The organism is Nonomuraea sp. NPDC050394, assembly GCF_044459065.1.
Classification (GTDB): Bacteria; Actinomycetota; Actinomycetes; order Streptosporangiales; family Streptosporangiaceae; genus Nonomuraea.
Genome location: NZ_JBITIO010000005.1, coordinates 195,751 through 216,106, shown reverse-complemented (window position 1 = coordinate 216,106; position 20,356 = coordinate 195,751). Strand labels below are relative to the sequence as shown.

Here is a 20,356-nt window from a genome sequence, read left to right as displayed (position 1 = left end):
AGGTACCTGTGGACAAGATGAAGCTGCGCCGCGAGCTGATCGAGGCGCGTACCTCTCTCTCCCCCGAGCAACGCAGGGCAAACGCGACAAGCATCCGGGAAACCCTCCTTGATCAGCCGTGGGTCCAGATGGCGGGGCTGGTGGCGTGCTACTGGTCTATCGGAAGCGAGCCGGAGACGCACGGGCTTGTCTTCGCCCTGTGGAAACACGGGGCCACGGTGATCTTGCCTGTGCACAAAGATGATGACGACCTGGACTGGGCGGTATACGACGGGCCCGATACCCTCGCACCCGGACGATCCGGGATCATGGAGCCCATCGACACCCGGCGCGGCGTGGACGCGATCCGTACCGCCGCACTGGTGATCGTCCCGGCGCTCGCCGTCGACGCCCGTACCGGCGTCCGGCTCGGGCGCGGCGGCGGCTCCTACGACCGGGCCCTGGCCAGGGTCGGTCCGAACGTCCCCGTGGTCGCCTTGCTGCACGACGGCGAGCTGATCGACGGCGTCCCCGCCGAAGCCCACGACGAGCGGGTCCGTTATGCGGTGACTCCGATGGGACTCACTAGGCTTATGTGACTTCAAAGGGAGAGGGGGCCAGGTGACCGTCGAGTTCTGGCTCCTTCTCGGTGGCGCGGTCTTCATCGCCGCCATCGCCTCCGTCCGCGTCGCCCACCGCAGCGGGCTGCCGAGCCTGCTTCTGTTCCTCGGCTTCGGGCTGCTGCTGGGTGAGAGCGGCTTCGGCATCCAGTTCGACGACCCGAACCTGGCCAAGCACATCGGCCTCACGGCGCTGGCGGTGATCCTGGCCGAAGGTGGTCTGACCACCAACTGGAACCACGTTCGCCGGGCCGTGCCCCTCGCGCTGATCCTGGCCACGGTGGGCGTGGCCGTGAGCATCCTGGTCGTCGCACTGGCCGTCGCCGGCCTGCTCGGCTACGAGTGGCGGGCCGCCCTGATCCTCGGCGCCGTCCTGGCCTCCACCGACGCCGCCGCGGTCTTCTCCGTCCTGCGCCGCCTGCCCCTGCCACCGCGCCTGGCGGGCATCCTGGAGGCCGAGTCCGGCTTCAACGACGCCCCCACGGTCATCGCGGTCGTCCTGCTGAGCAGCGTCGCCGACCCCATCCCCGGCCTCGGCGAGTTCGTCATGAAAACCGGCGCCGAACTGCTCATCGGCGCCGTCGTGGCCCTGGCCGTCGGCCCGCTCGGGGCCTTGGCGCTGCGCCACGTCGCGCTGGCCGCCTCCGGCCTCTATCCGCTCGCGGTCCTCTCCCTCACCTTCCTGGCGTACGGCGGTGCCGTACACCTGCATGGTTCCGGGTTTTTGGCCGTCTACCTGACGGCGCTGATCCTCGGCAACGCCCGCCTCCCCCACAGGGCCGCCACCAGGGGCTTCGCGGAGGGTGCCGCGTGGCTGGCGCAGATCCTGCTGTTCGTCATGCTCGGACTGCTGGCCAGCCCCGGCGAGATGCCCAAGGCGGTGGTCCCCGCCCTCATCGCGGGAACGGTCCTGGTGCTGCTGGCCAGGCCGATCTCGGTCATGGTCTCGGCGCTTCTGGCCCGGATGGCCCGCATGGGCAGGACAGGTCTGCGCGAACAGGCCTTCCTGTCCTGGGCGGGACTGCGCGGGGCGGTGCCGATCGTGCTCGCGACCATCCCTTGGGCGGCCGAGGTGAAGGGGTCGGAGGACATCTTCAACCAGGTGTTCGTCATCGTGATGGTGTTCACGCTGCTCCAGGGGCCCACACTGCCGTTCGTGGCCAGGATTCTGGGCGTGAGCGCGCCGGGCGAAGTGCACGACCTGGAGGTGGAGGCGGCCCCGCTGGAGGAACTCAACGCCGACCTGCTGCAGGTCAAGGTGCCTTCGGGCTCCCTGCTGCACGGCGTGGAGATCTTCGAGCTACGACTGCCCGCCGGGGCCAACGTCACGCTGATCGTGCGCGAGGGCAGATCGTTCGTTCCGGCCACGACCACCCGGATCAGGGCGGAAGATCAGTTGCTTGTCGTGACCACCGCGAGTTGCCGCGAACAGGTCGAGCTGCGGCTGCGGGCGGTCAGCCGCCGTGGCAAGCTGGCCGGATGGTACGGCGAGCGGGGTCTGGAATGAAAGTTTGACCCCATCGGTTAGCATTAGCAGTCGCCACGGTCGAGTGCCAACCCAGAGGAGGAATGCGTGCCCACGTACCAGTACGTCTGCAACGACTGCGGGCAGCCTCTCGAGGTCGTTCAGAAGTTCTCCGATGACGCGCTGACCGTCTGCCCAAGCTGTGAGGGCAAACTGCGCAAGGTGTTCTCGGCCGCAGCGATCGTGTTCAAGGGGTCGGGCTTCTACAAGACCGACAACCGTTCGTCGTCCACGAGCGCCACCACGACGCCCGCGTCCTCCACCCCGGAGAAGACCGCCACCCCGTCGACCTCCTCCTCTTCGTCGTCGGAGAAGTCCAGCACCCCCGCCGCGGCCTCCAGCTGATCAGCCCGGCCGGTCGGCGTCCGCGCCGAGCAGTTCGGGGGCGATCCGCTCGCACAGCCGCACCAGCTGCGGGCTCGGCCCCCAATCCGCCACCAGTCTGCCCAGCCCGGCCTTGGCCTGCTCCAGGAGCCGCTCGGCCGCCGCGTCGCCCTGCTCGGTCAGCCGTAGCGAGTCGCCGTCGGGCGAGCGCGTGACGAGTCCGCGCTCGGTGAGCCTGTCCACGTACGGCCGGCCCTCCTGCCTGCTGACGTTGGCCCGTTCCGCCAGGTCGGCGGCCTTGACCCAGCCTTCCCCGCCCAGCCTGGCGATGACCCACACGCTCTGGGGAGGCAGCCCGGACAGGCCCGCGAGCTGGCCGAGGCGTACGTAGTAGTCCTTGCGCAGATCGGCGTCGGCCAGCCGTACCAGACCTCTTTCCACTTCCGCGAGCGAGGAGCGCTCGGCGGAGGTCGCGCCCAAGCCCTCGCCGTAGTCCATGGCCTTGGTGGTCTCGCGCAGGCGCTGTTCCGGGATGAACCAGGACAGCAGGAACGCGACGAACAGGATGGGCGTGCCCACCAGGAAGACGGTGGCGATCGCGTCGGCGTAGACGTGGAGAAAGTCCTGGGCCAGGGGCTCCGGGAGCTTCTGGATGAGTGTGGGGTCCTTCTGGATGTTCGCGGGGTCGACGCCGGGCGGTATGGGGGTTCTGGCCACCAGTTCCGCCATGTCGGCGTTGAGCCTGCCGGTGAAGACCGCGCCCAGCGTGGCGACGCCGAAGGAGCCGCCGATCGAGCGGAAGAACGTGGCGCCTGAGGTGGCCACGCCGAGGTCCTCGAAGTCGACGGCGTTCTGTACCACGATGACCAGGACCTGCATGGTCATCCCCAAGCCGACGCCCAGGACGAGCAGGTCGATGCTCATGACCAGGGTGCTGCTGGTCTCCGTGAGGCGGGAGAGCATGAACATGCCGACGGTGGCGATGAAGGTGCCCGCGATCGGGAAGAATCGGTACTTGCCGGTGCGGGAGATGATCTGGCCGCTGACGATGGACATGGTCAGCATGCCGGCCATCATCGGGAGCAGATGGACGCCGGACAGCGTGGCGCTGACGCCATGGACCGTCTGCAGGTAGAGCGGCAGGTAGGTGAGGGCGCCGAACATGCCGAACCCCACCACGAAGCCCACGATCGACGTCATCGAGAACGCTCTGAGCTTGAACAGCTTGAGGGGCATGATGGGCTCGGCCGCCCGCCGTTCCGCGAAATATGCCGCGATGAGGAGCGCGACGGCGGCGAGGCCGAGTCCGACTATCTGCGGACTCGACCACGCGTACATGGTGCCGGCCCACGTGGCGATCAGGACCAGACAGCTGGTGGCGCCGCCGATCGTCACCACGCCCGCGTAGTCGATCTTGTGCCTGGTCCTGCTCTCGTGGCCCGGCAGGACCGCGATGATCACGAACAGCGCGACCGCGCCGACCGGCAGGTTGATGTAGAAGACCCAGTGCCAGGACAGATGGTCCACGAACAGGCCGCCGAGCAGGGGCCCGACGATGCTGGAGACGGCGAAGACGGCCCCGAAGAAGCCCTGGTACCTGCCGCGCTCGCGGGCCGGCACGACGTCGCCCACGATCGCCTGGGCCAGCACCATGAGCCCGCCGCCGCCGAGCCCCTGAAGGGAGCGGAACAGGATGAGCTGGCCCATGTTCTGACTCAGCCCGCAGAGCGCCGATCCGATGAGGAAGATGACGATCGCCCCGATGAACAACCCTCTGCGGCCGTACTGATCCCCGAGCTTGCCCCACAGCGGCGTGGAGACCGTGCTGGCCAGCAGGTACCCCGTGACCACCCACGACAACTGCTCCAGCCCGCCGAGGTCGCTCACGATCGTCGGCAGCGCGGTGGACACGATCGTCTGGTCGAGCGCCGCCAGCAGCATGCCCAGCATGAGCGCGATGATGATGAGGCCCAGCCCCTTTTGCCGCATATCGAGATCGTACTGTGTGTAGTCTTTCGACTACTTATCGGAGCCACCTCTATCCACAGCCTCCCCGCTGTCCACAGAACGCCGCTCTGCCCCACCCACCCCCCAACCCCGCCCGCTAATCTCTGCGGCATGCGTGCAGACATCGGCGTCATCGGCGGTTCCGGCTTCTACTCCCTGCTCGACGACGCGGAGGAGATCACCCTCACCACCCCCTACGGGCCACCCAGCGACGTCGTCACCGTCGGCCGCATCGGCTCGCGCTCGGTCGCGTTCATCCCCAGACACGGGCGCGACCACCGCTTCCCGCCCCACCGCATCCCGTACCGCGCCAACCTCTGGGCGCTGCGCTCGCTCGGGGTGCGCCAGGTCCTCGCGCCGAGCGCCGTCGGCTCGCTCAAGGCCGAGCACGGGCCGGGCACGATCGTCGTCCCCGACCAGATCGTCGACCGCACCTCCGGCCGCGTGCAGACGTACTACGACATGGGCGGGGCCGTCCACGTCTCCTTCGCCGACCCCTACTGCCCGTCCGGCCGCGCGGTGGCGGTGTCCTACGCCCGTGCCGGCGAGTGGAACACCGTCGACGGCGGCACGCTCGTCGTCATCGAGGGCCCGCGTTTCTCCTCACGCGCCGAGTCGCGGTGGTTCGCCGCCAACGGCTGGACGATCGTCGGCATGACCGGCTTCCCCGAGTCCATCCTGGCCAGAGAGCTCGCCCTCTGCTACACCTCGCTGTCGCTGGTCACCGACCTCGACGCCGGCGTGGAGGCGGGCGAGGGCGTCACCCACGACGAGGTCCTGGCCTTCTTCGCGCGCAACGTCGCCCGCATGCGCACGCTGGTGGCAGACACGGTGAAGGCCCTGCCCGAGGAGCGCACCTGCCCCTGCGGCTCCACTCTCGACGGCATCAAGCTCCCCTTCGACCTGCCATGAGACGCCGCCTGATCGCGGCCGTCCTGGCCGCCACCGCGACCCTCGCCGCCCTGCTGGCCGTACTGCCCGAGCCCGGCACCCCCGTGGTCGTCGCCGCCCGCGACCTGGCCCCCGGCACGCTGCGCCCGGGCGATCTGCGCCTGGCCCCGCTGAACGCGCCCCCCGACGGCGCCCTTCGCGCGCCGCCCGCGGATGGCGTGCTCGCGGCGCCGATGCGCCGCGGCGAGCCCCTCACGGACGTCCGCCTCCTCCATCCGGTACGGCTGGCGCCCGGCCTGGTGGCCGCGCCCGTCCGCATCGCCGACCCGGACGCCGCGAAGCTCATCAAGCCCGGCTCGACGATCGGCGTACTGGCGGCATGGGAAAGCCAGTCCGCCCAGCTCGTGGCCGACGACGTCACCGTCCTTTCGACGCCGAGAACAGAGGACGACCAGGGCGCCCTCGTCGTACTGGCCACCACGACGACACAGGCCGCCCAGCTCGCCGCGGCCCAGTCCGGCGGACGGCTCTCCGTTATCCTTAAGCCTCACCCTGCGTAATCATTAGACTACGATCCCTGCACATGAGTGGATTCAAGAAGTTCCTCATGCAGGGGAACGTGATCGATCTGGCCGTCGCGGTCGTCATCGGCGCGGCCTTCACCGCCATCGTCAACTCGTTCGTGGCCGACCTGCTGACCCCGCTGATCTCCGCCTTCGGCGGCATGCCCGACTTCTCCTCGCTGAAGCTGACGATCGGGCAGTCAAACTTCAACTACGGCAACTTCATCAACGCGCTGATCTCGTTCCTGCTGGTCGCCGGGGTCGTCTACTTCCTGATCGTCCGGCCGTACACCTCGTACAAGGACCGCCTGGCCGCCGGCGAGGAGGCGACACACCACGAGTGCCCGCAGTGCCTCACGGAGATCCCGAAGGCCGCCACGCGCTGCCCGGCCTGCACCTCGGAGCTCACCCCTGCCTAGATGAGCGAGTCGATCTTGGGATCGTACTCCCAGTGCCAGGGCTCGAACGGACTGCTGTAAGCCCAGTCGGGGTGGAACCACCCGTATCGCTTGCCGTTCTTCTCCAGCCAGTTGAACTCGGCCGACCGGAAGCGCTCCACCCCTCCGCACAGGTCGACCGCCAGGCCGAACCCGTGATTGCTCCGCCCCGGCACCGCCGCGAACCCCGGCCGCCGATAGTAGACGGACTGCTGCTCGGAGAGGCTGCGATAGGCGTCGGTCACGCAGATCTGCCGTCCGAACTGCCGGCGATAGGCCTCGTTGAGGCTGACGAACGCGATGGCCGCGTCGGCCCGCAACATGTGCCCGCGCTGCTGCAGCGGGCAGAGCAGCGTACGCGGGATGAGCCCGTTCGGATAGGCGTCGGCCGCAGTGATCCGCAGCGGATTACAGGCCAGGGCCGCCCGCCCCACCTTGTCAATCTTGATGCCCATCTTCACGAGCGCCGCGGTCAACGACTTCACGATCTTGTCCGATCGCAGCCGCAGGGTGTCGATCTCCGCCGCCATCTGCGCCTCGGCCAGCAGGTTCCCGGCCCGCAGCTCCTGAGCTTCGGCGGCCAGCCGTTCCGTCTCCTTGTAGAGCCTGCTGGTCTGCTCAACGGCCAGTTGCCGGACGGCGACGATCTGACTGGCATCGCTCATGGCCCGAAGCGTCCCGACCCCGGCATCCCCCGACAGGAACGGGATGATCCCGTCGCCACCGATGGGCTGCTGATAGAACAGCTCGGCCAGGCGCGAGACCGGCTTGCGAATCTCCGCCAGCTGGCTCTCGGCCTCATCAAGGGCGCGAAGCTTGGTCTTGAGCTCCTTCTCCTGGGCAGCGACCTTCGCCCGCCGCTGCTCCAGCGCCTTGGTGGCGTCCTCAAGCTCCTTGGCCGACTTCTCGGCTTCCTTGCGAAGCTCCGTAAGACTGCCGGGATCCACGACGACAGCGGCAGGGGGAACGTTGGTTGGAGCCTCGGCACGAACCGGAGGTGCGAACAGTGAAGTCATCGCCACGACGACCGCGATCAGACCCGCTGATCGAGGAGTTGGCACGCTCGACTCCTCCGTTTGCACACTCGTTACCTTGGTCAGGCACGCACGTTACTACAGCCCCCCGAGTGCCCGGACCCAACTCCGGAGAGCCGCTATATCCCGTTTAGGGTTTTTAACCCACATCCCCGCCCCGCCCCTCCCAGTTCACTAGCCGTCCACCCAGCACTCAACCCGCTTGACCCAACCACCTACCAAACCTGGAGCCCCCCACCCCAGCCCATTGCCCACCCACACACCGCCCGCGCCTCACCCCGGCACTTCGCGATCCCGCCACCAGTCCGTCACGCCGTTCGCTCGTCAGGCCGGATACGCGCCGTTCATCGGGCCCGACGAACGCGCGCCATCAGCCCGTCTGGCCGAAACCACGCCCTCAGCCCCGTCAGACCGGAACCGCACAGCCGTTCGTCAGGCCGGAACCGCACAGCAGTCCGTCTGACCGGAACCGCGCAGGCGGTCCGTCAGGCCGGAGCCTGCTCCCGCTCCCGGCACAACTCCCAGAGCCAGGTCTCCTCCCACTCCCCCGGACACACACTCCCCTGCTCTCGCTCTCGCAGCGGCTCGGGCGTCTCCCGCCGCACCACCGATTCCCCCGCAGGAGGGACCGCAGGCACATCCACCACCCGCACCCTCACCTCCTGCGGCGTCCGAGGCGCAGGCAAGCTCCCCTCATAGACCAGATCCGCCCGAGCAGGCGCAGGAACATAAACCGGCTCAAACGCCAACCCCACCCCCGGCGGCACCCCGTCCCCGGCGACGCGCTCCCCGTCGTACCCGACGCCCTCCCCCACCATCAGCCCGCCAGCGAGGATCGCCGGCGCCAGCAACGCGGCCACCAGCACGGTGGGCCTTTGTTTACGTCCCCTGTTCGTCACCCGCCCGACGCTATCCACGCGCCATGATCGGCCAGGGGATCGCTGGCGATCCCTTTACCCCACCCCATCCCAGTACTGACTCCGCCAGGCCCGGCAACTCACCCCCGGCCGGGGGACCCATGCGCTCCCAGACTTCGCTAGGCTTATCGCGTCCGCCTCCGTAGCTCAGGGGATAGAGCACCGCTCTCCTAAAGCGGGTGCCGCAGGTTCGAATCCTGCCGGGGGCACTTATCTGACCAGGCATTTTCCTCCTGACCTGCACCTTCTCGCTGTTCCTGACAGCACGAAGCGACAGCACAGAGGCAGCCGAAGGCAGTCATATGCAGCCGTAGGCCAGTGATCGCGATACATTCCCGATATGATCTTGATGGTGTTTCCGCAGGTCGCGTTACTGAATCGCTAAGGTGAAGCATCGTGCAGCACCTCGCCCTCTTCGATCTCGACAACACCCTCATCGATCTGGACGCTGCTTTCGACGTGTGGGTGCGGGAGTTCGCCGCGAAGCACGGCCTGGGCCGCAAGGGCGCCGAGTGGCTGATCTCCCTCGATCGCAACGGCCTCGCCCACCGGGAGCTCTTCTTCGCCAAGGTTCGCGACCGCTTCAAGCTGCCCATACCCGCAGTCACACTGTGGGCTGAATATCGCCGGCGTGTGCCTCAGCTCGTCCGATGCCGTCCCGAGGTGAAGGAAGGTTTGACGAGGCTACGCACGGCCGGATGGCGGGTCGGGGTCATCACCAACGGAACCGCGGACAACCAGCAAGGCAAGATCGAGCAGACTGGGCTCGTGGATCTCGTCGACGGATACGCCCTGTCTGGCGTCGAGGGAGTCCGCAAGCCCGACCCACAGCTCTTCGAGATTGCTGCACGGCGATGTGGGCTGTCGCTCAAGGATGGCGGATGGATGATCGGCGACAGCCCGGAAGCAGACATCGCGGGTGGACGGGCCGCCGGCCTCCAGACGATCTGGATCGATCGACACAGCCGGACTAAGCAGAGCGAACCGGCCGATCACGTGGTCGCGGATGTGCTCGACGCCATGGCGATCCTGGCATGTGAGAAGGGCCCGATCGTCGACCGGGGCCCCCGCAACCTTGAACGCTCGGCTACTCGTCGAGCGCACCGTTGATCTTGTTGTTGATCGTGGCGCGCTGCCCATCGAGGCATTTGGCGTAGGTCCGGTGGAGGACCTCCACGCTGTTGCCCGCACGCAACGCGACCTCAGGTGCCGGAACGCCAGCGTTCAACCACAAGGACAGCGCGGCATGGCGCAGGTCATACGGCCTGGCGGCCAGCGGTGTCAATCCCCTGAAAGCGTGGAGACGGTTCTATGCCACAGCGGTCCTCAGCAGGGCCGATGAGGCTGTCCTCTTCCCGATCATGTGACGTTCGAATGTGATGGGCGGCAAGCCCTTGTTGGCGCTGTGCCGCCGGCTGGTGTTGTAGAAGTCGGCGATCCAGGTCGCGATCTTCAGACGGGCCTCGGCGCGGGTGCGGAACCGGTGACGGTGCACGTACTCGACCTTGAGGGTGCTGTTGAACGCCTCGGCGGCTGCGTTGTCGAGCGCGCAGCCGACGCGGCCCATGGACTGGACCACGCCCAGGCGCCGGCACAGCTCCTGGTAGCGGGCGGCCGTGTATTCCTTGGGTTCAAGGGGTCGTCGCAACGCTGCTGCTCAGGAGGGAGTTTAGATGATCGTTGAGGGCTTCAGCCGGGGTTCTCCAGCCGAGACTCTTGAGGGGGCGGGCGTTGAGGGTGGCTGCGATAGCGTCAAGATCGCTTCGAGCGTGCCGGCTCAAGTCGGTTCCTTTGGGGAAGTATTGGCGAAGCAGGCCATTGATGCTTCTATGTCAAGCCGCAGACTGATGGTTTGTGATCTGGTGTTGCCAGGATGCGCGGTCGGTGGTCATGGCGCGGTGGATGACGTCGATGAGGTGGCGTTGGAGGATGCGGCGGGCGCCGCGTTTGCCTTTGGCGGGTTCGTGGCGGGCCAGGAGTTCTTGGGCGGCTGGGTGGAAGCGTTTCTGGACGATAGCTGCGGTGTAGTGAACGCTGTTGAGACGGCGGTTGCCGCCTCGGTGGAGGCGGTGGCGTTCCTGGTCTGAGGAGTAGACGGGGATGGGCGCGCAGCCGGTGTAGCGGGCGAGCTTGGCCGAGGTGGAAAAGCGGCTGATGTCCCCGACTTCGGCGATGAGGACCGCGGCGGAGTTGTGACTGATGCCGGTGATCTCCAGGAGGGTTGGGGCCAGCGGGCTGACGATCTCCTTGATGGTGGTGTCGAGGTCGCGAACCCGCAGGTTGAGCTCGGTGATTTCGGCGGTCATCTCCAGGAGGACCTGGCGGACGTGGCTGCCCAGGCTGGCTGCGGTCACCAGTGACCTCAGCGCGTCCGTGCCTTTGGGCCGTGCGAGGTCGCCGGGAGTGTGGTCGAGCCAGAGGTGGAGTTGAGCCTTGAGCTGGTTGATCAGGTTGGTGCGGCGTTTGATGAGGTCGGTGCGGTAGTCGACCAGCACACGCAGCTCACGGACGTGTTCATCGATGCGGTGGCGGGCCAGATCGGGGGTGGCGATGGCGGCGTGAGCGGCCGCTGTGGCGTCGACGGGGTCGGATTTTGCGCCGGTCGCGGCATGGAGCCTGCGGTGGGCGGCGGTTAGGCGGGTCGGCACCCAGACGACCTCGTGGCCGGCCAGCAGCAGCCCATCGGCCAGACGTCGGGCGAAGCCACGTCCGTCCTCGATGGCCCAGGTGACGTCACCGCCGTCAGCGATCGTTCGAATCCAACCGAGGAGCTCGGTGATCAGCAGCGCGTCGTTCTTCACCTTGAGCGGCTTTCCGATGCGCCGGCCGTTGGGGCCGACTGCCACCGCGACGTGGACATGCTTGTGCGGGTCGATCCCCACTGTCACCATCGGGTCGTCCTGTTCTCTGCTGTCGTGGCTAACGGGACAGAGGCGAGAGCCCGGCTGAGGGACAGACCTATTGCGAGTTGACGGCTCAGCAGGCTTCTATCAAGTCACTCCCAGCCAGGACTCTCGCCCCGTGGACCGTTGTGGACAGATCAACGGAAAGCCTTGCGGCACGTGTTCCCGGAGTCACTCAACGGTCCAACGCGGAGCCTCTCCCGTCGGACCAGCCCCGCGCACCCCACTGTGCCCAATAGGTGTTCTCGTTGGTGCCGCGCTGCCAGGGGCTATGGGGGTCTGCGAAGTAGACCTGCACGCCGTGTCTATGCGCAGTTGAGCATGTTGGGCCAGTTCTGTCCCTCGGTCCCAGGTCAGCGACCTGCGCAGATGTTCGGGCAGGGTGATGATGGTGGAAGCGATGGCATCGCGGACGGCTTGCGCGCTGTGCCCAGCCAGCGCCGGGCCGTTCTTGGGCCGCGGGCCGTCGCCGTGGCCGTCCATCGGGGGTAGATGCAGCAGCATGGTGTACCTGGTGGTTCGCTCCACCAACGTGCCGATCGCGGAACGGTCCAGGCCGATGACGAGGTCACCTTCCCAGTGCCCGGGCACGGCTCGGTCGGCGACCTCGGCCGGCCGCCGGCTGATCAATACGTCCTCGGTGATGAACTTCTTGCCGCGCTGGCGGGTTTTGGCCCTGGGCACCCGCAGCGCACGGCCCGTGCGCAGACAAGCCGTCAGCTCGCGGCGCAGCGCACCCCGGCCTTGGATGTAGAGGGCCTGGTAGATGGCCTCGTGCGAGATCCGCATCGTGTCGTCTTGGGGAAGTCGATGGGGAGCCGGTTGGCGATCTGCTCCGGACTCCACGATGTCGCCCAGCGCCGGTCCTGGCGACGTCCGTGGCGCCGCCCGATCCAGCGGGTCTGCGGGCCTGGCACCGTGCTGCCGTCCATGCGGGTGACCTGGCCGGCGAGCCGGTCTTGCACGTATTGCTGGAGCCGATCGTTGATGGCGAGCTTGCACGGCTTGGGCCGACGCGCTTGCCGGTCGGCGTGCCATTGCGCGACCGAGGCCCGGTAATCCAGGCGGCCGCCGCGGGTGGCCGCGTTGCGCCGCAACTCCCGCGAGATAGTCGACGGGGCCCGCCCCAGGCGGCGGGCGATCTCCCGCACCCCGCACTTTTGAGCCCGCAGGATGGCGATTTCCCCGCGTTCGGCGAAGGACAGGTAGCGGCCCGACGGCGGGTCCAGGCTGATCGGCGGCATGCCGCCACCCTCACGGAACCACCGCGGTCCCAGCGGCATCGACACACCGCATGCCACGGCGGCTGCCTCGCTCTGCAGCCCTTCGGCGATCAGCCGCCAGAAACGCTGCTTCTCCTCGCGCCGGTTGACCGGCGGCCGTCCCGGTGATTGAAGCGGCGGACGACCAGTTGAATCCGCCGTCACCCATTCTGCTGAGCGATGCAACGGGTAGGTAGGGTCACCGGCGAACGCAACAAGCGACGAACTCTGCAGAGACGATGGCATCCTGAGTAGGACGACACTCATTGAATTGGTGCGGGTTCTACAGCGCACCTCGACGCCCTTCTGATTACCCCTTAGCGTCACGTAAGTCCCACAGATCATCGTCCTCAATGGTCAAGGATGTCGGATGATGGCGACACAGGAACAGATCGAGGCAGCCCGACGCACGATCGAGCAGTTGCACGACCAGCATGCCAACGACGTGCACAAGCTCATCGCCCTGCTCGAAAGCGGTGCCATGAAGGGCAGGGCTGCGGACAAGCTGATCAAGGACTGCCAAGCCTGGGAGGCGGCCTACAAAAGCGTCTTCCGCAGGGCTCTCTCGCTGGTCGACTCCACGCCTGTGAGCCCGCAGGCCAACGATCCTTCCGTGGACGCATTCCCACCCTGGAAACCGCGGCCGGACTGGCCTCCGGGGGGATTCCCCCAGTGAATCCATCCCCGAATCGAGTCGGTATCGATCCCGCACTCATGACCCAGCTGATCGGCGAGATCAAGCGCCTTGAACAGTCATGGTCAGCGGCCGATGCGCAAATCCACAGCACCTTGCGCCAGATCGGCACCAGCCTGCCGGGGCCGGGCCTGCTGAGAGACATCGGGTTCCAAATTGGTGAGCGGGTCCCCGACCTGCAGCGAAGATTGGACCTCATCGTCTCCACCCAGAAGATCGGGCTCGACAGGGGGGTGACCTGGGCTGACGAAACACTCTGGCCGTCGTCCTCGCCGGCGAGCGGCGCAGCAGTCGCGAAGTCCCTCGCCGATCAGCTTCGACAGGCCCGGAGAGATGGCGAGACAGCGCCTAACCGCGAGACGCTGGACCTGCTGGAGAAGCACAAGCATGATCCCTACTTCGCTGTCGCTTTCGCCAAGGAGATGCCGGCCCAAGAGCTCAAAGCACTGCTGAAAGACCTCTACGCCAAAGACCCCTACTCCCGAGACCGCGGCTGGAAGGACCCACCAGCATCAGCCACGGATCGGCTGGCTGCGGCACTGAGCGTGACTCTCGGTACGGCTTCGCGAGGCGTTGGCGACATGAGGCTGCCCAAGGGCTATGCCGACGAGCTGATCGCGTCCGAGTGGACAGCGCCGGACAACGACATCATCGACAAGCTCCTGCGATACGGCACCTTCGACGACGCGTTCCTCCGCGACATCGCCAACAAGGTCTTCGACAACGCTCGGAAGCCGGCTTCCGAACAGCAGAAGATTGTCGGCTTCGGGCCCGGGCTCGCTGCCGCCTTGGCGAGGAATCCCAAAGTCGCGCAGGACTTCTTCACCGATCCCGTACGCCAGCCGCTGGCCTTCCTGATGCGGGACAACTACTGGGGCGAAGGCAACGGGGAACTCGGCCGAGCGATCGAGGCAGCGACGACAACCTTCCGCGATCACGGCCAGCAGGAAGGAGGCTCACGAGGCTACAAGTCGGCTTTGATCGCGTCGTGGGCGGTCCACTTCTGGGCGGACCCGAAGGTTCAAGCTCGGCTTCCCGATACGCGGCAGAACGCGGCCCGCATCTTCTCGGCGTACATGAGTGACGTTCATCGCGTGGCCAATTCCGGCGTGAGCGAACCACCGGGTGTCACCCGGCTGCCGGATACCGACATGAACCTGCCCGGCAGGCAGCCCCACGGGGCCATGTTCGACCGCGATGCGCTCAGGCAGGCGATGGCCTGGACCTTCACGGACACTGGAGCGTTGAAAACGGTGCTCGAAGGACATGGCGAGTACAGCATGAAGATCATGGATGCCGAGGGTGCGGCGATACGCGAGAAGATAGATACAGCGTTCTCCACATGGCAGAAGAGCCATCCGTCCGCGACGCAGGCCGAGCAGGATGCGTACCGTCAGCAGTTGCTCACGCAGAACCTGACCACCGCTCCGAAGCAGCTGTTCGACGCGAAGATTCACACGCTCAGCAAGACGCTCTCCTTTGTCGTCGACGCCGGCAACCTGACAAGCATCAACGAGGCGGACGAGAACGATCAGCGGAGAAAGGCGTTCAATGACGCCGTCGGCAGAACCCTCAAGCTCGCGCTGACGCCCGCAGGGGATGCGGTCGTCGCCGGCTACGAGTTCGTGGAGGCGAACGTCAGCGATCACCTCAAGTACACCGAAGGCGATACGGCGCGCAGCAAGGGCGAGGAAACCCTGCGCAAGAGCCAGGATCTGTTCACCGCCCTGACGGCCGATGCGATGCTGCGACATGAACTGTTCGGAAAGGCGACGACGCCGGGCTCCACTCATCCGCACGCCTTTGAGAACTACGCCAAGAGCTCCGGCGGCGACTTCCTCGCAAGCGGAAAGATCATCCCGCTCGACCAGATGAATTCGACCCAGGCTGGCGCCTACGACGAGTGGCTGAAGCATTCAGACGCTTCCGGGGTCTTCAATGAGACCGCCATATCCGTGTGGAGAGGGTTCCAGTTGGACGTACCTCCCTACCCGAAAGCAGCGGAATGAGAGTTCGGCCAAGAACCGTTTCGCTCGCGGTCATCTTCGTGACCGCGGCAGCGTGCTCATCACCTTCTCCGCCCGTGGACCGAAACCCTCTCGGCAACGTGACCGCACCTCCGCTGGAGTGCGGAGCCGTCTCGCGTCAAGCCATCGGCCGTGCGATCGGGATGGACAACTTCTACGCCAGTGGCTCGATGTCGCCCGCCCGCTTCTCACACTGCGTGGTCGCCACTTCGCCGGGACTCTCGGACAAGGCGTCGATGACCATCGAACTGCACGACCCGTCCCCCTCCACTGTGGAAAGCCTTGAATACACGAAAACCAAGGACGGAGGCGCGGATCTACCCGTCGACACGGCACCTGGCTACAGCGCGACGACAAGGGACACTGGTGGGGCCGTCGTCGGGGGCAAGGCGATGGCGTGGACCCAGGACGGAAAGAAGCTGCTGGTCATCCAGATCGTGCGCGGCGCCCCGGGACGCGACCACCGAGCGGATGCCGTCGAGTTCATACGAGGGCTAAGGCCGCTGTTGCTAACCTGACCCCACCGATGAATTTCACCGTCAGGGTAGGTCTACCTCTGTGCACGGCAAGTCACGGCCATGATCAAAGGGGGACCCATGAGCACCAACGCACTTCCGCCCGTCGTCGACGCCGACTCCTGGCAGCGTGAGCTGGATGAGCTGCGTACCAGGGAGAAGGCCGCGACCCGGGAACTCGATGCCATCGCCGCTCAGCGCCGCCGCCTGCCCATGGTGAGGATGCCGGACTACACCCTGGAGGGCGAGGAAGGGAAGATCCGGCTGGCGGACATCTTCGAGGGCAGGACGCAGCTGATCGTCTACAACCACATGTGGTTCGAGGGCGAGGAGTGGCAGTGTTCGGGATGTACGGGGCTCACCTCGCAGTACACCCGCCTGCACTTCCTGGACAACTACGACGCCCGGTTCGTCATCGTCACCCAGGGCCCGATCGACGAGGCGCTCGCCTACAAACGGCGCGTGGGGAACCAGATGGCCTGGTACTCCACGGCGAACAGCTCGTTCGGCGCCGACGTGGGCGCGGGGCCGGGTGAAGGGTTCGCGGTCAACGTGTTCCTGCGCGACGGCGATGCCGTCTACCGCACCTGGCACACCAGCGGCCGGGGTACGGAACAGATCAGCTACAGCTTCGCGCTGGTCGACCTGCTGCCCTACGGACGGCAGGAGGAATGGCAGGATTCGCCCGACGGCTGGCCGAAGTCGCCCACCTACAGTGGCTGGCCCGAATCGCAGGACATCGCCCGTCTATACGGGGCGTAGCGGGCGGTTCCACCAGAGGGAGAGGGACAGGGCCAAGACGATGAGGACGGCGCCGCCGGCCGCGAAGTAGGCGGCTGTGTCGACGCGTTGCCGGATGACGGTGAAGCTGCCGGGCAGCGTGGCGAGGGCGGTTTGGAGTTGGCCGGCGTTCTCGGCGCGGTGGTAGGAGCCGCCGGTGGTCTGGGCGATCTGTTTGAGTGCGGGCTCGTCGATGGTGCGTGGGTTCCGGCCGCTGTCAAAACCACCACGGCCGCGGTCAAAGCCACCACGGCCGCTGTCAAGACCACCGCGGCCGCGGTCAAAGCCGCCGCCCCAGCCGAACCCGCGCCCGTCGAACTGGGAGTTCTCGCAGACCATCGGCGCCGGGTTCGTGGTGCCGAAGCCGATGGTGAAGACGCGGACGCGGCGTAGCGCCGCCTCCTGCGCGGCGATCTGCGGGTCGACGCCCTGGGTGTTGGCCCCGTCGGTGAGCACGACGATCGCGGCACCGGCGAACCCGGAGCCCGCGCCGGAGCCGATGTCCGCCCCGGTGGGCGCGACCGACGGGTCCACCTCGGCGATCGCGTCGATCGATGCGAGCATCGCCTGACCGATCGCGGTGCCGCGGGCGACGGTCAGGCCCTCCAGGGCCTCGATCAGCGCATCGGTGTCGTCGGTGGGCGGGACGAGCAGGCCGGCGCTGCCGGCGAAGGTGACCAGACCAATGCGCGGCCCGCCTCGCTGCGACTCGATGAACTGCGCCGCGGCCTTCCGGGCGGCGGTGATGCGGTTGGGGTCGACGTCCGTGGAGCACATGGAGCCGGAGGTGTCGAGAGCGAGCAGGATCGTCGCCGAGGTGGACGGCACCGGCACGGACGCCTGTGGCCGCGCGGCTCCCACTGCCAGGAGCGCGAGTCCGGATATGAAGAGTGCCGGGGGGATTTTCCGTATCCAGCGGGTACGGCCCGGCAACGCGCTGCGTACCAGGGCAAGAGAGGTGACACGCACGGCGGCGCGCCGACGGCGGCGCCGGGCCCACTCGCGGATGGCGAAGATCAGCGGGATGACCAGAACGGACAGCAGCGCCCACGGCCAGGAGAACGTCATTCAGATCACCCGTCCCGACCGGAGCACGGTGAGCGCGGCGCCCGCGGTGAGGAGCACCAGGGCGAGGCCGATCAGCCCACCGGCCAGGGGCAGCGGCTCGTCGGAGACGGTGAGTCGCAGGTCGATGGTGTCGGCGATCCCGTCGAGGCGCGCGGTGTCGGAGGCGGGGTGGTAGGCGCCGCCGGTGGTCTGCGCGATCAAGGTGAGGGTGTCCTGTTCGAGCGAGGTCTGCAGGTGGTAGCCGTCGACCTTGACCGTGGTCCCGGCTGTGGTGCCGACGCCGACGGTGTGGATGTGGACGTTCGCGCGCTGTGCGAGGGTCGCGGCGGGTTCGACGTCGGCGCCCTGGTTCTGGCCGTCGGAGAACATCACGATCGTCGCCGACGGCCAGTAGCCGATGTCGGGTATGGCGCCATCGCGGCCGATGGTCACCTGTTTGCCGGTGATCGCCGAGAGTGAGGCGGTGATGGCCGTCCCCAGCGAGGTGCCGCCGGTGATCTTCAGCCGGTCGATGGCCTTGAGCGCGACGGAGTGGTCGGCGTCGGGCCGGGCGGTGGTGAGCGCGCCCCGCTCGAACGCGACAACGCCGATGTCGACGCTGTCGGGCTGCGCCGCCACGAACGCGCGGGCCGCCCGTTGCGCCGCGGCCAGCCGGGTGGGCGCGACGTCGTCGGCGCCCATGCTGTTGGAGACGTCGATGGCGAGGATGACGGTGCCCGCCGTCCGCGGCACCGGCACCATGGCCGCCGGTCCCGCGGTGGCGATCGCGAGTACCCCGACGCCGGTGATTGTCAGACCTACTCCGAGGTACGGCCGGCGGCCCGCGGGCATGGCGACCCCGGCCCGCGCGAGCGACGCCGCCCGGCGGCGCGCCGTGACGACAGCCGCCCAGGCGAGCGCCGCCATGACGAACAGCCCGATCACCAGCAGCAGCGGGGAGGAAAGGGTCATGGCAACCGGTCCCGGGTCCTGGTCACGACCTCGACCAGCGCCTCGACCAGGTCCCGGTCGGTGTCGACGCGGTGGACGGGTACGCCGGCCCGCCGCATGCCCGCCGTGAGCCGGGCGTCGCGGGCGTCGACGGCGGCGCGGAACCGAACCCGGAACAGCGGGTCGGCGGAGTCGACGACGAGTTGCTCGCCGGTCTCGGCGTCCTCGACCACGATCAGCCCGGCTTCGGGAAGGACGTCGTCGGCGGTGTCGGTGATTCGCAGGGCGACCACCTCGTGCCGCCTGGCCAGGCGCTGGAGCGAGCGTTCCCAGTCGCCGTCGCCGATGAAGTCCGACAGCACGACGACAAGTGCGCGGCGGCGCGCCAGCCGTCCGGCGGCATCGAGCATCTCGGCCAGGTCGGTGGTGGTGGCGCCGCGTGCCTCGGCGGTGCGTACCAGCTCGGCGCCGATCCGCAACGCGTGCCGCCGGGAGGTGCCGGGCGGCACCACGCGCAGCACCCCCGCGTCGAACAGCAGCGCGCCGACCCGGTTGCCGCCCCTGCCGAACAGCCGGGCGAGGACGAGCGCCAGCTCGGCGAGCACGTCGTGCTTGCCGCGCCCCGGCCGGCCGGCCGCCATCGACGCCGACCGGTCGAGCACGAGCCACGCCGTCAGCTCGCGGTCCTCGGTGAACACCCGAAGGTGCGGCTCGTCCAGCCGCGCGGTCACGTTCCAGTCGATGTGGCGGGCGTCGTCGCCGTCGGTGTACGCCCGCGAACCGGTGAAATCGATCCCGGAACCGCGATGCGCGGTGCGGTGGGCGCCCTGGAGCCGGCCGTCGAGCCTGCGGACGACCTTCCACTCCAGGCGGAGCAGGAGCTTTTCGGGGGCGGTGGCCATGGAGTTCAGCGGTTCTGGAGGACGACGTCGGGTGCGCGGACGGCGCCGAGCACCCTGGTGATGATCGTGTCCGGGTCGACGTCGTCCGCGTGGGCCTCATAGGACAGGACGAGGCGGTGCCGTAACACGTCGAGCGCGAGCTCGGACAGGTCGTGCGGCAGGGCGTAGTCGCGGCCGCGCAGGAACGCCAGCGCCCGCGCGCCCGTGACCAGCGCGATGGACGCCCGCGGGCTGGCGCCGTAGGTGACGTACCGCTCCAGCTCGCCCAGACCGCCGGTCGCGGGGGAACGCGTGACGGCGACGAGCCGAACCGCGTAGTCGACGATGGCCGGATCGACGTACACCTGCTGAGCACGGGCCCGCATCGCGATCAGGTCCTCGGCCGTCACCGTCGGCTGCGGCGGCTCGGGCGGGCGCAGGGCCCGTGCGACGATCGCCTGCTCTTCCGGCTGCGTCGGATAGTCGACGACCACCTTCATCATGAATCGGTCGACCTGCGCTTCGGGCAGCGGTTAGGTGCCCTCGGACTCGATCGGGTTCTCCGTCGCCATCACCAGGAACGGCTCCGGCACCCGGAACGTTTCACGGCCGATCGTCACCTGGTGCTCCTGCATCACCTCCAGCAGGGCGCTCTGCACCTTGGCGGGGGCGCGGTTGATCTCGTCGGCCAGCAGCAGGTTCGCGAAGACCGGGCCGAGTTCGGTTCGGAACTCGCCGGAGTGCTGGTGGTAGACCCGCGTACCCACGAGGTCGGCGGGCACCAGGTCCGGCGTGAACTGCACGCGCTGGAAACTCCCGGCGATCGCGGCGGCCAGCGACTTCACCGCGAGCGTCTTGGCCAGGCCCGGCACGCCCTCCACGAGCAGATGACCGTCGGCGATCAGCGCTACGGCCATGCGCTCCAGCAGGACGTCCTGACCGACGATCGTACGTTTGACCTCGAACAACACCTGTTCCAGCGGATGGATCATGGCCTTC

The 20,356-nt window shown here is 67.7% G+C and carries 21 protein-coding genes, 1 tRNA gene and 2 pseudogenes; 12 read left to right on the top strand and 12 right to left on the bottom strand.

All coding sequences use genetic code 11. From position 1 onward, the window contains the following. Window positions 1-8 precede the first annotated feature (8 nt). From ACIBKY_RS21910 to ACIBKY_RS21900, 3 genes are all read left to right on the top strand, one after another. Window positions 9-578 (top strand): 5-formyltetrahydrofolate cyclo-ligase, encoded by a 570-nt coding sequence (locus tag ACIBKY_RS21910; protein ID WP_397098789.1) that lies wholly within the window; start codon window positions 9-11, stop codon window positions 576-578. A 22-nt stretch (window positions 579-600) separates the two neighbouring features. Further along, complete coding sequence (locus ACIBKY_RS21905; RefSeq protein WP_397098787.1) at window positions 601-2,106, top strand: potassium/proton antiporter; 1,506 nt, start codon at window positions 601-603, stop codon at window positions 2,104-2,106. Between the two features lie 66 nt (window positions 2,107-2,172). Then, a complete protein-coding gene (locus ACIBKY_RS21900) occupies window positions 2,173-2,469 on the top strand; it encodes an FmdB family zinc ribbon protein (RefSeq protein WP_397098786.1) in 297 nt (98 codons plus the stop codon). On the opposite strand, the gene ACIBKY_RS21895 is transcribed toward ACIBKY_RS21900, so the two are convergent. After that, entirely contained in the window at window positions 2,470-4,437 is a 1,968-nt protein-coding gene (locus ACIBKY_RS21895) for an MFS transporter (protein ID WP_397098784.1), read from the bottom strand. Window positions 4,438-4,566: 129 nt separating this feature from the next. Here ACIBKY_RS21895 and ACIBKY_RS21890 point away from each other — a divergent pair, with 129 nt between their 5' ends. From ACIBKY_RS21890 to mscL, 3 genes are read left to right on the top strand one after another with little or no spacing between them, the layout of a single operon-like run. Further along, window positions 4,567-5,367, top strand: a complete 801-nt coding sequence (locus tag ACIBKY_RS21890; protein ID WP_397098782.1) for an S-methyl-5'-thioadenosine phosphorylase — start codon at window positions 4,567-4,569, stop codon at window positions 5,365-5,367. Further along, window positions 5,364-5,906: an SAF domain-containing protein gene (locus ACIBKY_RS21885; protein WP_397098780.1), complete on the top strand. Its 543-nt coding sequence runs from the start codon at window positions 5,364-5,366 to the stop codon at window positions 5,904-5,906. Before ACIBKY_RS21890 ends, ACIBKY_RS21885 begins: the two co-directional genes overlap by 4 nt. 23 nt (window positions 5,907-5,929) lie before the next feature. Beyond that, window positions 5,930-6,328 (top strand): large conductance mechanosensitive channel protein MscL, encoded by a 399-nt coding sequence (gene mscL, locus ACIBKY_RS21880; RefSeq protein ID WP_397098778.1) that lies wholly within the window; start codon window positions 5,930-5,932, stop codon window positions 6,326-6,328. Here the strand turns inward: mscL and ACIBKY_RS21875 are convergent. Beyond that, the gene (locus ACIBKY_RS21875) at window positions 6,325-7,428 is read right to left on the bottom strand and encodes a D-alanyl-D-alanine carboxypeptidase family protein (RefSeq protein WP_397098776.1); all 1,104 of its coding nucleotides are present in this window, start codon (window positions 7,426-7,428) and stop codon (window positions 6,325-6,327) included. The two genes, mscL and ACIBKY_RS21875, sit on opposite strands and share 4 nt — an antisense overlap. Window positions 7,429-8,433: 1,005 nt before the next feature. Here ACIBKY_RS21875 and ACIBKY_RS21870 point away from each other — a divergent pair. Both ACIBKY_RS21870 and ACIBKY_RS21865 read left to right on the top strand, forming a co-directional pair. Beyond that, a tRNA-Arg gene (locus tag ACIBKY_RS21870) sits at window positions 8,434-8,506 on the top strand. A gap of 187 nt (window positions 8,507-8,693) precedes the next feature. Next, entirely contained in the window at window positions 8,694-9,407 is a 714-nt protein-coding gene (locus ACIBKY_RS21865) for an HAD family hydrolase (RefSeq protein WP_397098774.1), read from the top strand. Here ACIBKY_RS21865 and ACIBKY_RS21860 read toward each other — a convergent pair. From ACIBKY_RS21860 to ACIBKY_RS21840, 5 genes and pseudogenes are all read right to left on the bottom strand, one after another. Further along, complete coding sequence (locus ACIBKY_RS21860) at window positions 9,385-9,582, bottom strand: hypothetical protein (RefSeq protein WP_397098773.1); 198 nt, start codon at window positions 9,580-9,582, stop codon at window positions 9,385-9,387. The genes ACIBKY_RS21865 and ACIBKY_RS21860 overlap by 23 nt on opposite strands. 24 nt (window positions 9,583-9,606) lie before the next feature. Further along, on the bottom strand, window positions 9,607-9,945 hold the full coding sequence (locus ACIBKY_RS21855; RefSeq protein WP_397098771.1) for an integrase core domain-containing protein: 339 nt from the start codon (window positions 9,943-9,945) through the stop codon (window positions 9,607-9,609). Further along, window positions 9,929-10,129, bottom strand: a pseudogene (locus ACIBKY_RS21850) (IS30 family transposase); the annotation flags it as partial. The gene ACIBKY_RS21855 and the pseudogene ACIBKY_RS21850, both read right to left, overlap by 17 nt. Continuing rightward, a complete protein-coding gene (locus ACIBKY_RS21845; protein WP_397098769.1) occupies window positions 10,130-11,179 on the bottom strand; it encodes an IS110 family transposase in 1,050 nt (349 codons plus the stop codon). It lies immediately after the preceding pseudogene. 259 nt (window positions 11,180-11,438) lie between these two features. Continuing rightward, window positions 11,439-12,444: pseudogene (locus ACIBKY_RS21840) on the bottom strand (IS30 family transposase); the annotation flags it as partial. A 388-nt stretch (window positions 12,445-12,832) separates the two neighbouring features. Between ACIBKY_RS21840 and ACIBKY_RS21835 the strand changes: the two are divergent. From ACIBKY_RS21835 to ACIBKY_RS21820, 4 genes are all read left to right on the top strand, one after another. Then, a complete protein-coding gene (locus ACIBKY_RS21835; protein ID WP_397098767.1) occupies window positions 12,833-13,138 on the top strand; it encodes a hypothetical protein in 306 nt (101 codons plus the stop codon). 38 nt (window positions 13,139-13,176) lie between these two features. Further along, window positions 13,177-15,165: a hypothetical protein gene (locus ACIBKY_RS21830; protein ID WP_397098765.1), complete on the top strand. Its 1,989-nt coding sequence runs from the start codon at window positions 13,177-13,179 to the stop codon at window positions 15,163-15,165. A gap of 74 nt (window positions 15,166-15,239) precedes the next feature. Beyond that, on the top strand, window positions 15,240-15,701 hold the full coding sequence (locus tag ACIBKY_RS21825) for a hypothetical protein (protein WP_397098763.1): 462 nt from the start codon (window positions 15,240-15,242) through the stop codon (window positions 15,699-15,701). A gap of 78 nt (window positions 15,702-15,779) precedes the next feature. Continuing rightward, the gene (locus ACIBKY_RS21820; protein WP_397098761.1) at window positions 15,780-16,460 is read left to right on the top strand and encodes a DUF899 domain-containing protein; all 681 of its coding nucleotides are present in this window, start codon (window positions 15,780-15,782) and stop codon (window positions 16,458-16,460) included. Here ACIBKY_RS21820 and ACIBKY_RS21815 read toward each other — a convergent pair. Genes ACIBKY_RS21815 through ACIBKY_RS21795 form a run of 5 tightly spaced genes read right to left on the bottom strand, consistent with a single transcriptional unit; the run spans window position 16,446 to window position 20,349 of the window. Beyond that, window positions 16,446-17,546: a VWA domain-containing protein gene (locus tag ACIBKY_RS21815; RefSeq protein WP_397098759.1), complete on the bottom strand. Its 1,101-nt coding sequence runs from the start codon at window positions 17,544-17,546 to the stop codon at window positions 16,446-16,448. The genes ACIBKY_RS21820 and ACIBKY_RS21815 overlap by 15 nt on opposite strands. Beyond that, the gene (locus ACIBKY_RS21810; protein WP_397098757.1) at window positions 17,547-18,497 is read right to left on the bottom strand and encodes a VWA domain-containing protein; all 951 of its coding nucleotides are present in this window, start codon (window positions 18,495-18,497) and stop codon (window positions 17,547-17,549) included. Then, window positions 18,494-19,378 carry a DUF58 domain-containing protein gene (locus tag ACIBKY_RS21805; RefSeq protein ID WP_397098755.1) on the bottom strand — a complete coding sequence of 295 codons (885 nt, stop codon included), beginning with the start codon at window positions 19,376-19,378 and terminating at the stop codon, window positions 18,494-18,496. Before ACIBKY_RS21805 ends, ACIBKY_RS21810 begins: the two co-directional genes overlap by 4 nt. A 5-nt stretch (window positions 19,379-19,383) precedes the next feature. Further along, window positions 19,384-19,860 (bottom strand): AAA family ATPase, encoded by a 477-nt coding sequence (locus ACIBKY_RS21800; RefSeq protein ID WP_397098753.1) that lies wholly within the window; start codon window positions 19,858-19,860, stop codon window positions 19,384-19,386. A 30-nt stretch (window positions 19,861-19,890) separates the two neighbouring features. Further along, on the bottom strand, window positions 19,891-20,349 hold the full coding sequence (locus tag ACIBKY_RS21795) for an AAA family ATPase (RefSeq protein ID WP_397098751.1): 459 nt from the start codon (window positions 20,347-20,349) through the stop codon (window positions 19,891-19,893). Between the last annotated feature and the right edge of the window lie 7 nt (window positions 20,350-20,356).